Here is a 13113-nt window from a genome sequence, read left to right as displayed (position 1 = left end):
TTATTCTTCTAATCTAATATCCAATCCTAAACCTTTCAATTCGTGCATAAGTACGTTGAACGATTCTGGAAGTCCTGGTTCTGGCATTGGCTCTCCCTTAACGATAGCTTCGTAAGTTTTAGCTCTACCTATAACGTCATCTGATTTTACAGTTAAGATCTCACGCAATGTACTTGATGCACCATAAGCCTCAAGTGCCCAAACCTCCATCTCACCAAAACGCTGACCACCAAATTGTGCTTTACCACCTAATGGTTGTTGTGTAATTAATGAGTAAGGCCCGATAGAACGTGCGTGCATCTTATCGTCAATCATATGGCCAAGTTTAATCATATAGATCACACCAACTGTTGCTGGTTGATCGAAACGATCTCCTGTACCACCATCATAAAGATAAGTATGTCCAAATCTTGGAATACCCGCTTCGTCTGTATATTCATTAATCTGATCTAACGTAGCACCATCGAAAATTGGTGTTGCATACGTTCTACCCAAATCTTTACCTGCCCATCCCAATACGGTTTCGTAGATCTGACCAATATTCATACGAGAAGGTACACCCAATGGGTTCAATACAATATCAACCGGAGTTCCATCCTCAAGGAAAGGCATATCCTCTTGACGGACTATACGTGCCACAATACCCTTGTTACCGTGACGTCCTGCCATTTTATCACCTACTTTAAGTTTACGCTTCTTAGCGATGTAAACTTTAGCTAATTTGATAATTCCTGCCGGTAATTCATCACCTACAGATATCGTAAACTTCTCACGTCTTAAAGAACCTTGTAGGTCATTTTCCTTAATCTTGTAGTTATGAACTAAATCTGCAACGAGTTCGTTCGTATGGTCATCAGTAGTCCACTTTCCTGATGTTAAGTGTGTGTAGTCATCTACAGCATTCAACATTTTTAAAGTGTACTTTTTACCTTTTGGAATAATCTCCTCACCAAGATCGTTATAGATACCTTGTGCTGTTTTTCCGTTAACAATAGCGAATAGTTTTTCAACTAAAACTGCTTGTAAGTCATCAAAACGCTTATCGTAAGCATCTTCCAGTTTTTCGATATCTTCTTTATCCTGAGCCCTCTTTCTCTTATCCTTTACTGCTCTAGCAAATAATTTCTTATCGATCACAACACCATTTAAAGAAGGTGAAGCCTTTAAAGAAGCATCCTTAACATCACCAGCCTTATCACCAAAGATAGCTCTAAGTAATTTTTCTTCTGGCGTAGGATCGGATTCTCCTTTTGGAGTAATCTTACCAATTAATATATCTCCTGGCTTGATTTCCGCACCGATGCGAATCATACCATTTTCATCTAAATCTTTAGTAGCTTCTTCAGAAACATTTGGAATATCATTAGTTAACTCTTCGTTACCTAATTTGGTATCTCTAACTTCTAATGAATACTCATCAATATGAATCGATGTAAACACATCTTCTCTAACTACTTTTTCTGAAATAACAATCGCATCCTCAAAGTTATACCCTTTCCAAGGCATAAAGGCTACTTTCATATTTCTACCAAGTGCCAATTCCCCGTTTTGCGTTGCATAACCTTCACAAAGTACTTGACCTTTGGCAACTTTGTCACCCTTAACCACAATTGGTTTAAGATTGATAGAAGTACCTTGGTTTGTTTTTCTGAACTTTACTAAAGGATATTCCTTGGTATCGCTATCAAAACTTACCATTGCAGCTTCCTCAGATCGCTTGTATTTGATGATTATTTTTTCTGCATCAACATACTCTACAGTTCCTTCACCTTCAGCATTTATCAATACTCTTGAGTCTGAAGCTACTTGACGCTCTAAACCGGTACCAACAATTGGTGCTTCTGGACGTAATAATGGAACGGCCTGACGCATCATGTTAGACCCCATTAATGCACGGTTAGCATCATCATGCTCCAAGAATGGAATCAACGATGCTGAAATCGATGCAATCTGGTTTGGCGCAACATCTGTATAATTAACGTTAACCGGATCGATTACTGGGAAATCACCTTCTTGACGAGAAATAATTTTCTCTGGAAGGATTTTTCCTTTTTTATCAACTTCAATTGTTGCTTGTGCGATTAACATATCCTCTTCCTCTTCGGCACTTAAATATGTAGGCTCGTTTTTAATATCAACAACACCATCTTCTACTTTTCTGTATGGTGTTTCAATGAATCCCATTGAGTTCACCTTAGCGAAAACAGATAATGAAGAAATTAAACCAATATTTGGCCCTTCTGGTGTTTCAATTGGACAAAGACGTCCATAATGCGTATAGTGAACATCACGCACTTCGAAACCTGCTCTCTCTCTTGATAAACCACCTGGTCCTAATGCTGAAAGACGACGCTTGTGCGTAATCTCTGCAAGAGGATTTGTTTGATCCATAAATTGAGATAACTGATTTGTTCCAAAGAATGAATTAATTACAGACGATAAGGTCTTAGCATTAATTAAATCAATTGGAGTAAATACTTCGTTATCACGTACGTTCATACGTTCACGAATAGTACGAGCCATACGCGCTAAACCAACACCAAACTGAGATGATAATTGTTCACCTACTGTACGTACACGACGGTTAGATAAGTGATCTATATCATCAATCTCTGCTTTAGAGTTGATAAGCTCAATTAAATATTTTATAATGGTAATGATATCTTCTTTGGTCAAAACTTGTTTGTCCATTCCAATATCGAGACCTAATTTTTTGTTCATTCTATAACGACCTACTTCACCTAGAGAGTAACGTTGGTCAGAGAAGAATAACTTGTCAATAATACCACGAGCGGTTTCCTCATCTGGCGGCTCAGCATTACGTAATTGTCGGTAAATATGTTCAACAGCTTCTTTTTCAGAGTTTGTTGGGTCTTTTTGTAATGTATTGTGAATGATTGCGTAATCTCCCTGTTGTGCGCTTTCTTTGTGTAAAAGAATCGTTTTTACTTCAGCTTCAAGGATTTCTTCAATATTATCTTTGTCAATTTCAGTATCACGATCGAGAACAATTTCGTTACGTTCAATAGATACAACTTCACCTGTATCCTCGTCAACGAAATCTTCGTGCCATGTGTTTAATACACGTGCCGCTAACTTACGACCGATAACTTTCTTTAATCCAGATTTTGAAACCTTTACTTCTTCAGCAAGGTCGAAAATCTCTAAAATATCTTTATCTCGCTCAAATCCAATAGCGCGGAAAAGTGTTGTTACTGGTAATTTTTTCTTTCTATCAATGTATGCGTACATCACACTATTGATGTCCGTTGCAAATTCTATCCAAGACCCTTTAAAAGGAATGACTCTTGCAGAATACAATTTAGTACCATTGGCATGGAAAGATTGGCTAAAGAATACACCTGGCGATCTGTGTAACTGTGAAACAACAACACGCTCAGCACCGTTAATACAAAATGTACCGCTTGGTGTCATATAAGGAATAGTACCTAAATATACATCTTGAACGATTGTCTCAAAATCCTCATGTTCGGGATCCGTACAATACAATTTCAATCTTGCTTTTAACGGTACGCTATAAGTTAATCCTCTCTCGATACATTCTTCTATGGTGTATCTTGGCGGATCGATAAAGTAATCCAAAAATTCTAATACGAATTGATTACGTGTATCTGTAATAGGGAAGTTCTCCATGAAGGTGTTATACAACCCTTCTGCTCCTCTTTCTTCTGACTTTGTTTCTAATTGGAAAAAATCCTGGAAGGATTTAATTTGAATATCCAAAAAGTCTGGGTAATCTGTTCTATTTACAATAGAAGAGAAATTTATTCTTTCAGCCTTTTTTGCTAACATCGATGAACGAGATTTATATGATAAAAACTTATAAAGTGCATATAACGCTTATATACACAAAAGGGTCTAGGTCTTATCCCGAAATTTTTTGCGGGATAAGCCTAAACCATAATTTGTAGGTTTGAGTGAGCTTACTTAAGCTCAACCTCAGCTCCTGCTTCTTCTAACTGTGCTTTTAATGCTTCAGCTTCGTCTTTTGCAACACCTTCTTTAATAGGGCTTGGTGCGTCGTCAACTAATCCTTTTGCATCTTTCAATCCAAGACCAGTTAATTCTTTTACTAATTTAACAACTGCTAGTTTAGAACCACCAGCTGCTTTTAATATTACATCAAATTCTGATTGCTCTTCAGCGGCCTCACCACCTGCAGCACCTCCACCTGCAGCAACTGCAACAGCAGCAGCAGCCGGCTCAATACCGTACTCATCCTTTAATATAGTAGCTAATTCGTTAACTTCTTTTACTGTTAAATTAACTAATTGTTCTGCGAAATCTTTTAAATCTGCCATTTTTCTATTGTTTAATTGTGTGTATTATTTTTATTCTAAATGTGTGTTTTATTTAATTATCCTTCTCTCTCGGATAACGTCTTTACTAAACCAGCGATGGTTCCACCACTAGATTTAAGCGCTGAGATAACGTTCTTAGCAGGTGATTGTAATAATCCTACAATTTCACCAATAAGCTCTTCTCTTGACTTAATATCTACTAAGGTATCAAGTAAATCGTCGCCAATGTAAATAGACTCCTCTATAAAAGCTCCTTTTAACAAAGGCTTTTCAGATTTTTTACGGAATTCTTTAATTACCTTAGCAGGAGCGTTTCCAGTTTCAGAATACATTACTGATGTATTTCCTTTTAAAGTTGTTGGCAAATCACCGAAGTCTTTTTCGGATGCATTCATTGCTTTCTCTAAAAGTGTATTTTTAACAACAGCTAACTTAATGTTAGACTTGAAACACGCTCTTCTTAAATTTGAAGTTGTCGCTGCATCTAATCCAGAAATATCTGTTAAATAGATATTTGTATTATCTGCTAATTGAGCAGTCAACTCTTCAATTACTTGGGATTTTTCTTCTCTTGTCATAATATTCTAAGTTTAACTACTGTATGTTTTTGCGTCGATTGAGATACTTGGACTCATAGTGCTTGACATATAGATACTTTTTACATATACGCCCTTAGCTGCCGTTGGTTTCAATTTCATTATAGTCGATAACAATTCTTTAGCATTGCCTACAATCTTATCTGCACTAAATGATGCTTTTCCGATTGGCGCATGAACAATTCCTGTTTTATCTACTTTAAAATCAATCTTACCAGCTTTTACTTCACTAACAGCTTTCCCTATATCCATAGTTACTGTTCCTGTTTTAGGATTTGGCATCAGACCTCTTGGTCCTAATACTCTACCTAACGGTCCTAATTTACCCATGACACTTGGCATAGTGACTATAACGTCAACATCAGTCCAACCATCTTTAATTTTCTGTAAATATTCGTCTAACCCAACATAATCAGCACCTGCTTCTTTAGCTTCGTCTTCTTTATCTGGAGTTACTAACGCAAGAACCTTCATATCTTTTCCTGTACCATGAGGTAAGGAAACAACACCACGCACCATTTGATTGGCTTTACGTGGATCTACACCTAATCTGATTGCTAAATCTACAGAAGCATCAAATTTCGTGTAAGTTATTTCTTTTAGTAAATCAGCAGCTTCTTGCAGAGAGTAGGCTTTACTTCCATCCACTTTCGCTAATGCTTCTTTACGCTTCTTTGTTAATTTTGCCATTTTGTAAAATTTAGTTTGGAGCTTCGCCTCCTTTAACAGTAATACCCATTGATCTTGCCGTACCAGCTACCATTTTCATGGCTGAACCGATTTCAAATGCATTCAAATCTTGCATTTTGTCCTCAGCAATTGCCTTAACTTGATCCCAGGTTACTTTTGCTACTTTACGTCGGTTAGGTTCTCCAGATCCTTTCTTTACTTTGGCCGCTTCTAATAATTGTACTGCTGCTGGCGGAGTCTTGATTACAAAGTCAAACGATTTGTCTTTATAAACAGAGATTACCACAGGTAAAACTTTACCTGGTCTATCTTGTGTTCTCGCATTAAATTGCTTACAGAACTCCATGATATTAACTCCAGCGGCACCTAAAGCGGGTCCTACCGGTGGCGATGGATTCGCAGCACCTCCCCGAACTTGTAGCTTAACTACTTTGTCTATTTCTTTTGCCATTTCTAAATGTTTAATGCGATTATCTAAATTGGAAGCTAGATAAATTCGCTATCTTTATTGTAACAATTATTATACTTTTTCAACTTGCATATAACTGAGTTCTAATGGTGTCTTTCTTCCGAATATTTTCACCATTACCTCAAGCTTACGCTTTTCTTCATTTATCTTTTCTATTGTACCATCAAAACCATTGAATGGGCCATCGATAACCTTAACGGTTTCACCTTTAGTAAATGGAATTGCCACATTAGCGTCTGCTTCAAGTGTTAATTCATCTACCTTACCTAACATTCTGTTTACTTCAGATTGTCTTAATGGGACAGGGTCACCTCCTTTTGTTTCTCCTAAAAACCCAATTACATTTGTAATGGATTTTATAATATGAGGAATCTCACCACTTAAATTGGCTTGAATCATTATATAACCAGGAAAATAAACCTTCTCTTTGTTTATTTTCTTTCCGTTACGGATTTGAATAACTTTTTCTGTTGGTACTAAAACTTGATCTACATAATCCTCTAAACCCAATCTCGAAATTTCATTCTCGATATAAGTCTTAATTTTGTTTTCCTGACCACTTACAGCTCTAACAACATACCATTTTTTATCTGCCATATTCCCTTTGTATAATTGTTAGTTGATAAACTGAAAATAAGCTTTTACTGCTCTACTAAAAACAGTATCTACTCCCCAAATAGCTAGAGAAAATATAATTGAAAATACTGCTACAATCACCGTTAATCTCTGAGCTTCTGGCCATGGTGTCCATGAAACATTATTCTTTAACTCGTCAAACGATTCTTTTACGTATGTTACAAATCCTGCCATTTGATATTTATTTTTTAAAAGTATCTGAAATTCATTTAAGAATTTCTTACTTCAATTTTATTTTGCACGGGTTGAGAGACTCGAACTCACGACACCTGGTTTTGGAGACCAGTGCTCTACCAACTGAGCTAAACCCGTATTTGAGTTTCACTCTTATTTCCGATATGTATCGGGATGAGCAAACCCGTAAACAATAATCAAGGCGTCCCGAAATATCGAGACACCTTAACTACTTATTTAACTGTATTGTTTAGTCTAAAATTTCGGTTACCTGACCAGCACCAACTGTTCTACCACCTTCACGGATAGCGAAACGTAAACCTACGTTCATAGCGATTGGCTGAATCAACTCAACAGTAATAGTTAAGTTATCACCAGGCATTACCATTTCAACACCATCTGGTAAGTGAATATTTCCAGTTACATCAGTTGTACGTACATAAAACTGTGGACGGTAGTTGTTATGGAATGGAGTATGACGTCCACCCTCTTCTTTTTTAAGGATATAAACCTCAGCTTTAAATTTAGCATGTGGTGTTACAGAACCTGGCTTAGTAATAACCATACCTCTAGAGATTTGAGTTTTCTCAATACCTCTTAAAAGGATACCAGCGTTATCTCCAGCTTCACCTCTATCTAATATCTGACGGAACATCTCGATACCAGTGATTGTAGATGTTAATTTCTCAGCACCCATACCAATGATTTCTACAGGATCTCCCGTGTTAGCTACACCAGTCTCAATACGACCAGTTGCAACAGTACCACGACCTGTAATAGAGAATACATCTTCAATTGGCATTAAGAAAGGCTTGTCCATATCACGAACAGGCTCTTCAATCCATTCATCCACATTCTTCATTAATTCCATTACAGTATCAACCCACTTTTGCTCACCGTTAAGTGCACCTAAAGCAGAACCTGCTACTACAGGACCATTGTCACCATCATACTCGTAAAATGACAAAAGATCTCTGATTTCCATTTCTACTAATTCTAACAACTCTTCATCATCAACCATATCCACTTTGTTCATGAATACAACGATACGAGGAATACCTACCTGGCGACCAAGTAAGATATGCTCACGTGTTTGTGGCATAGGACCATCTGTTGCAGCAACAACCAATATAGCACCATCCATTTGAGCAGCACCAGTAACCATGTTTTTAACGTAATCCGCGTGACCTGGACAGTCAACGTGAGCGTAATGACGATTCGCTGTTGCATATTCTACGTGAGAAGTATTAATTGTTATACCTCTTTCTTTTTCTTCTGGTGCATTATCAATTTGATCAAATGATCTTGCCTCAGATAAACCTGCATCAGCTAATACTTTAGTAATAGCAGCAGTTAAAGTTGTTTTACCGTGATCTACGTGTCCAATAGTACCAATGTTTAAGTGTGGTTTTGAACGATCGAAAGTTGCCTTTGCCATGTTTAATTTATTTTATTCTTATTTAATATTAGTGTTCAATTATTAATTCTAATTGTCTTAGAAAAGAGCCAATGACGAGATTTGAACTCGTGACCTCTTCCTTACCAAGGAAACGCTCTACCCCTGAGCTACACCGGCTTATCATTTACGATTGCCGATTAAAGATTTACGATTCTTAAACCGCATATCGTAACCCGTAAATTTTAGAGCGAGAGACCGGGTTCGAACCGGCGACATTCAGCTTGGAAGGCTGACGCTCTACCAACTGAGCTACTCTCGCATTTTATCAAAACTTTTACATTCTGAAAGGTGTTCAATATTTCAAATGGATCTCTGCCTTTTGCTCAACCCTTTTCAATTAAATCAAGAATAAAACTTTTATCTCTTATTCCTGGTTTATATATAAGGATTACTTTGCTTCGCTCAGTGATCCGCGAAGGGAAACCCTTCACTAAGAATTTTAAAACACTGCTTTACAAAAGCGAGCTTTTGACAACAGCTTATTTAAAATTCTTTGTGGGGAGAGCAGGATTCGAACCTGCGAAGACGTAGTCAGCAGATTTACAGTCTGCCCTCGTTGGCCGCTTGAGTATCTCCCCAAAACTTAAATTCAACATTTCAATTTTAAAGTTCTAAATACAAACCTGAACTTTAAAGAGCCGATGGAGGGACTCGAACCCACGACCTGCTGATTACAAATCAGCTGCTCTAGCCAGCTGAGCTACATCGGCTTTTTCCTACTTTTTTGACACTAAAAATGGGTCATAAAAAAGCCCGCTATTTCTAACGGACTGCAAATGTAAGGTTTTATTTTTTTATTCAAAACATTTTTGAAAAAATTTTATAGAGAATGTGCTCTTAATTTTTCTTTTCGTTTTTTTAACTGTCGTTCTAACGAAGCCACTGCTACATCCACCCCTTCTTCAAATGTTTTACATTGTTTTTTTACAATAAAACTATCTCCAGGGACATTCACTTTTGCTTCAAATATTTTATTCTCTTTATCACTAGTGTTTTCAACTTTTAAATATACATCTGATTGAATAATTTTGTCGTAGAATAAATCTAGCTTATCCATTCGCTTCTGAATAAAATCAATCAACTTTTTGTCTGCTGAGAAATTTACGGATTGAGTGTTCACTTTCATATCTTTCAATTTAAAAATTTAACATGAGTACCTGGTGTTTGCCCAAGCACAATTATTATAACTGCGCTAACAATTAACGCTTATTCCTTGGATGGGATTTGGCATACACTTTTTTCAACTCTGCTATACTATTGTGCGTATATACTTGTGTAGCTGCCAAACTTGTGTGACCAAGAAGTTCTTTTACAGCATTTAGATCTGCACCTTGATTGAGCAAATGGGTCGCGAACGAATGCCTGAGCACATGAGGGCTGCATTTGGCCTTTGAAGATGCTTCACTAAAATACTTATTTATTATTCTGTAAACAAGCATTTCGTAAATTTTAATACCTTTTTGGGTTAAAAATAACATCTCCGAATCTTTAATCGTTGGCAAGTTTTCTCTATACTCCAAATAAGTTGAAATTATCCTAATGGTTGATGGTAGTAAAGGTATATACCGCTCTTTATTTCGCTTACCCAACACCTTTAACTGCTGATTACTAAAATCCACATCAGAAGTTTTGATATTCACCAATTCTATTCGTCTTATTCCTGTCGAGTAGAACAATTCAATAATTAGCTGATTTCTGGCAGATTCAAAATCAACAATTTTAATAGAGTTTTCTATAACAGACAACATTTCTTGTTCGGAAAATGGTATTTGTACTTTTTTGCTAATTTTTAATGCTTTATGCTGCTTTAGTGAATTCGAAGTTATATCTCCAACTTTCATTAAAAACTTAAAATAAGCGTTTAGCGAAGATATTTTCCTATTTATTGTCATGTTGGAAATGCCACTATTTACTAATTCTACAACCCATTGTCTAATTAATGAATAATTGGCTTTTGAAATTTCTATTTTACTATGATGCTCATCCAAAAAATACTGAAACATTTCAATATCTCGAACATAAGCCTTAACGGTATGTTTAGAATAGGCCTTTTCTAAAACAAGATAATCTGAAAATGCTTGAAGACTCATAAACTCATATTATAAGACTAAATATAACGTTTTGAGATTAGGAATGAATATATTGATTGAAATTTTTAATCCTTGAACAATGATGCTCTTTTGCTTAAATCCTGAATAAGTTTTTCGTCCTCCTCACTTTCTAAAAGCACATTGTAGTTTCTCCAAAAGGTTCTATTGTATGGCTTTGGTGAAAAAATATCCATATCCCATTCTTTATTTAAGGATGCATCAATTTCCTCTTTATTCAATATAATTTCTGAGAACAATATTTCTTGAATGGTATTATAATAACGCTCTTCCTTGTTGTATCTATCTATCTCTTCTTCACTAATTTTACCTTGTACTTTTAATCCTACGTTAACCAATTTTGGTGTTTCATAATAAATATAGTTGGGGTACATTTTATCATTGTATTCAATGTAATTGATTACAAGTTTATGATTGGTCTGTGTTCCAAAAAGACGCTTACTTCTGATTTTTTGATTTTTTGAGGCAGCTACTAATTCGTATTCAATTTTTTTTATGGCATAATTGTCATAATAAATATAGAGCCAGCCTTTGGCCTCAAAACCTTCATTATAAATCCCTTTTGTGTCTAATCCCACAAAATCAAAACCTTTTGATATTTTTATCTTATAGATTTTACGATCGTTGTTAACAAGAATGGTATCTAGCTGAAATTGATGTTTATCTAAAATATTTTCGCCAAAGAGGGCTTTTGGATCAGTGGAATTTCGCAAAAGGTTCAACTTACCCTGAAAAAGATTTTGCAATCCATTTACTCTAGTATCATTCCATTTTATGGCTCTTACCAGTTGCTCCGTTGATACATCATTGCGATTGACATCGGTAGGTTTTAACCTAGCTCTGTTAAAATTTCTATTGCTATACGCGACATAAGAAAAAATACTATCCACATCGCGTAAGTCGTAACTTTTCCGGACTTCGTCTACATTCACTTTTAAATATTCGTCGGAATTTGAAGCAAAACCAGAATCGTAAACAGTGATGGCACTTTCAATGAGCCATTTAAATTCGCGCGTGTTACGTTCTTTATGCCTTAAAAATCCTTTTTGAATGTATGCAGAATCAGGTAAATTTTTTGGTAATCTTTCAAGTGCTCTTAAAACGATATCGTTTCCTGTTTTTGGTCGGGTTTCGGCAACAACAACAATTTCATCTAATGAGGCGATGTCTTCTTCCAGAAAAACATCCATAGAATTGTCAAATTCTTCAACAGGAACTTTATAACTTTTAAAACCTATTGAAGAAATTACTAGTGTGTCTTTTGCGAACTCGGGCGGAACGAGAAGTACAAATTTACCGTCGGAATTACTGACGGTACCAATCGTGGTATTCTTTACATAAATACTTGCATTTTCTAATGGTAAAAGTTGAGTGAAATCAACTATTTTACCTTTGAGTTCAACTTGGGAAAACCCAAAATAAAAAACATTTATAAAAATTAGGGTTAGTAGAGATTTAGGGGTGACTTTCATTTAAAATGATTTAAGTAGCGGGTTTATAATCCTTCTCATCAATCACCATTTTTGCAATGATTTCCTTAAGAATCTCAGATGTTCCACCACCAATGGGACCAAGTCGACTATCTCTAGACATACGCGCCAAAGGATATTCTTCCATATAACCATAACCTCCTAAAAATTGTAGACATTGGTAAATGACATCATCGGCCATTTTAGTGGACTGTAACTTAGACATGGTAGCTTCTTTCACGACATAATCTCCCATATCCAATCTTTTAGCAACATAGTAATTGAACTGTTTACAGATTTCCATTTGAGTTGTACAATCGGCAAATGTATGTCTAAGCGCTTGAAATTTATCAATGGTTCTACCAAAAGCCGTACGTTCGCTCATATATTGTTTAGCGTATTCCAACGCATATTCTGCCCTAGCGTGAGAATTAATTCCCATAATTAAACGTTCCAAAGCAAAATGTTGCATAATATATGGAAAACCTTGATTTTCTTCTCCCATTAAATTCGAAGCAGGAATCTCAACATTATCAAAAGCAATTTCACCAGTATCCGAAGCTCTCCACCCAAGTTTATCCAACTTAGTTGCAGAAATACCTTCCGTATCTCGATCCATCACAAAAATACTGATGCCTTTGTTACCCAATTCTGGTTTGGTTTTGGCAGCCACAATTAAATAGTCACTGTAAACACCGTTAGTAATGAAGGTTTTTGAGCCATTTATGATGTAAGAATCACCTTTTTTAACTGCCGTAGTGCGCATACCAGCCACATCACTACCTCCAAAAGGTTCAGTAATACATAAACACCCAATGGCATCTCCCAATGCACTTGGCGTTAGATACTTTTCTTTTTGTTCGTGATTAGCCTCTTTATTGAGGTGGGTCATAGCCAAATAAGCGTGCGCCCACATGGCTGCAGCAAATCCGCCAGAATTAATGCGTTGCATCTCTTCTAAGAAAATTACGGTATAAAATAGGTCTAAATCCAGTCCACCATATTTTTCTGGTGTGGCCAAACCAAAATAACCCATATCACCGAATTTTTTCCAGATGAAACGCTCAATGTGACCCGTTTCTTCCCATTTATCTATATGCGGTACGACTTCCTTCTGAAGGAAATCCCTTAGACTTTCTCTAAATAAGTTATGTTCTTCTGTAAAATATAAATTAGCCATGTATCTCTGT

12 protein-coding genes and 5 tRNA genes are annotated in these 13113 nt (G+C 36.2%); all 17 read right to left on the bottom strand.

All coding sequences use genetic code 11. The features are described 5' to 3' along the window. Entirely contained in the window at nucleotides 1-3813 is a 3813-nt protein-coding gene (gene rpoB, locus HM983_RS03790) for a DNA-directed RNA polymerase subunit beta (protein ID WP_179344054.1), read from the bottom strand. A 131-nt stretch (nucleotides 3814-3944) separates the two neighbouring features. Further along, on the bottom strand, nucleotides 3945-4322 hold the full coding sequence (gene rplL, locus HM983_RS03785; RefSeq protein ID WP_179344053.1) for a 50S ribosomal protein L7/L12: 378 nt from the start codon (nucleotides 4320-4322) through the stop codon (nucleotides 3945-3947). Nucleotides 4323-4378: 56 nt separating this feature from the next. Then, the gene (rplJ, locus tag HM983_RS03780) at nucleotides 4379-4900 is read right to left on the bottom strand and encodes a 50S ribosomal protein L10 (protein ID WP_179344052.1); all 522 of its coding nucleotides are present in this window, start codon (nucleotides 4898-4900) and stop codon (nucleotides 4379-4381) included. A 12-nt stretch (nucleotides 4901-4912) separates the two neighbouring features. Further along, nucleotides 4913-5608, bottom strand: coding sequence for a 50S ribosomal protein L1 (gene rplA, locus HM983_RS03775; protein ID WP_179344051.1), 696 nt, complete (start codon nucleotides 5606-5608; stop codon nucleotides 4913-4915). Nucleotides 5609-5618: 10 nt separating this feature from the next. After that, nucleotides 5619-6059: a 50S ribosomal protein L11 gene (rplK, locus tag HM983_RS03770; RefSeq protein WP_179344050.1), complete on the bottom strand. Its 441-nt coding sequence runs from the start codon at nucleotides 6057-6059 to the stop codon at nucleotides 5619-5621. A 69-nt stretch (nucleotides 6060-6128) separates the two neighbouring features. Continuing rightward, the gene (gene nusG, locus HM983_RS03765) at nucleotides 6129-6674 is read right to left on the bottom strand and encodes a transcription termination/antitermination protein NusG (RefSeq protein WP_179344049.1); all 546 of its coding nucleotides are present in this window, start codon (nucleotides 6672-6674) and stop codon (nucleotides 6129-6131) included. 18 nt (nucleotides 6675-6692) lie between these two features. After that, on the bottom strand, nucleotides 6693-6887 hold the full coding sequence (gene secE / locus HM983_RS03760) for a preprotein translocase subunit SecE (protein ID WP_179344048.1): 195 nt from the start codon (nucleotides 6885-6887) through the stop codon (nucleotides 6693-6695). 65 nt (nucleotides 6888-6952) lie between these two features. Then, nucleotides 6953-7025, bottom strand: a tRNA-Trp gene (locus HM983_RS03755). A gap of 112 nt (nucleotides 7026-7137) precedes the next feature. Continuing rightward, complete coding sequence (gene tuf, locus HM983_RS03750; protein WP_179344047.1) at nucleotides 7138-8325, bottom strand: elongation factor Tu; 1188 nt, start codon at nucleotides 8323-8325, stop codon at nucleotides 7138-7140. Between the two features lie 66 nt (nucleotides 8326-8391). Then, a tRNA-Thr gene (locus HM983_RS03745) sits at nucleotides 8392-8463 on the bottom strand. Nucleotides 8464-8532: 69 nt separating this feature from the next. Continuing rightward, nucleotides 8533-8605 (bottom strand) — tRNA-Gly (locus HM983_RS03740). A gap of 237 nt (nucleotides 8606-8842) precedes the next feature. Continuing rightward, nucleotides 8843-8924, bottom strand: a tRNA-Tyr gene (locus HM983_RS03735). Between the two features lie 58 nt (nucleotides 8925-8982). Further along, nucleotides 8983-9056 (bottom strand) — tRNA-Thr (locus tag HM983_RS03730). Nucleotides 9057-9166: 110 nt separating this feature from the next. After that, complete coding sequence (hpf, locus tag HM983_RS03725; RefSeq protein ID WP_179344046.1) at nucleotides 9167-9472, bottom strand: ribosome hibernation-promoting factor, HPF/YfiA family; 306 nt, start codon at nucleotides 9470-9472, stop codon at nucleotides 9167-9169. Between the two features lie 73 nt (nucleotides 9473-9545). Beyond that, nucleotides 9546-10436, bottom strand: coding sequence for a tyrosine-type recombinase/integrase (locus HM983_RS03720; RefSeq protein WP_179344045.1), 891 nt, complete (start codon nucleotides 10434-10436; stop codon nucleotides 9546-9548). 65 nt (nucleotides 10437-10501) lie between these two features. Beyond that, the gene (locus HM983_RS03715; protein WP_179344044.1) at nucleotides 10502-11926 is read right to left on the bottom strand and encodes a carboxypeptidase-like regulatory domain-containing protein; all 1425 of its coding nucleotides are present in this window, start codon (nucleotides 11924-11926) and stop codon (nucleotides 10502-10504) included. A 10-nt stretch (nucleotides 11927-11936) separates the two neighbouring features. Next, nucleotides 11937-13103, bottom strand: a complete 1167-nt coding sequence (locus tag HM983_RS03710) for an acyl-CoA dehydrogenase family protein (protein WP_179344043.1) — start codon at nucleotides 13101-13103, stop codon at nucleotides 11937-11939. Nucleotides 13104-13113: the final 10 nt, after the last annotated feature.

The sequence above is a fragment of the Winogradskyella ursingii genome, from assembly GCF_013403975.1.
GTDB classification, from domain to species: Bacteria; Bacteroidota; Bacteroidia; order Flavobacteriales; family Flavobacteriaceae; genus Winogradskyella; species Winogradskyella ursingii.
Note: the sequence above shows the minus strand (reverse complement) of the source record. Positions and strands in the feature narration are given on the sequence as shown.

Coding starts and splice junctions, on each gene's coding strand:
- rpoB (WP_179344054.1), bottom strand. CDS start 3,813: ATGTTAGCAAAAAAGGCTGAAAGAATAAATTTCTCTTCTATTGTAAAT.
- rplL (WP_179344053.1), bottom strand. CDS start 4,322: ATGGCAGATTTAAAAGATTTCGCAGAACAATTAGTTAATTTAACAGTA.
- rplJ (WP_179344052.1), bottom strand. CDS start 4,900: ATGACAAGAGAAGAAAAATCCCAAGTAATTGAAGAGTTGACTGCTCAA.
- rplA (WP_179344051.1), bottom strand. CDS start 5,608: ATGGCAAAATTAACAAAGAAGCGTAAAGAAGCATTAGCGAAAGTGGAT.
- rplK (WP_179344050.1), bottom strand. CDS start 6,059: ATGGCAAAAGAAATAGACAAAGTAGTTAAGCTACAAGTTCGGGGAGGT.
- nusG (WP_179344049.1), bottom strand. CDS start 6,674: ATGGCAGATAAAAAATGGTATGTTGTTAGAGCTGTAAGTGGTCAGGAA.
- secE (WP_179344048.1), bottom strand. CDS start 6,887: ATGGCAGGATTTGTAACATACGTAAAAGAATCGTTTGACGAGTTAAAG.
- tuf (WP_179344047.1), bottom strand. CDS start 8,325: ATGGCAAAGGCAACTTTCGATCGTTCAAAACCACACTTAAACATTGGT.
- hpf (WP_179344046.1), bottom strand. CDS start 9,472: ATGAAAGTGAACACTCAATCCGTAAATTTCTCAGCAGACAAAAAGTTG.
- HM983_RS03720 (WP_179344045.1), bottom strand. CDS start 10,436: ATGAGTCTTCAAGCATTTTCAGATTATCTTGTTTTAGAAAAGGCCTAT.
- HM983_RS03715 (WP_179344044.1), bottom strand. CDS start 11,926: ATGAAAGTCACCCCTAAATCTCTACTAACCCTAATTTTTATAAATGTT.
- HM983_RS03710 (WP_179344043.1), bottom strand. CDS start 13,103: ATGGCTAATTTATATTTTACAGAAGAACATAACTTATTTAGAGAAAGT.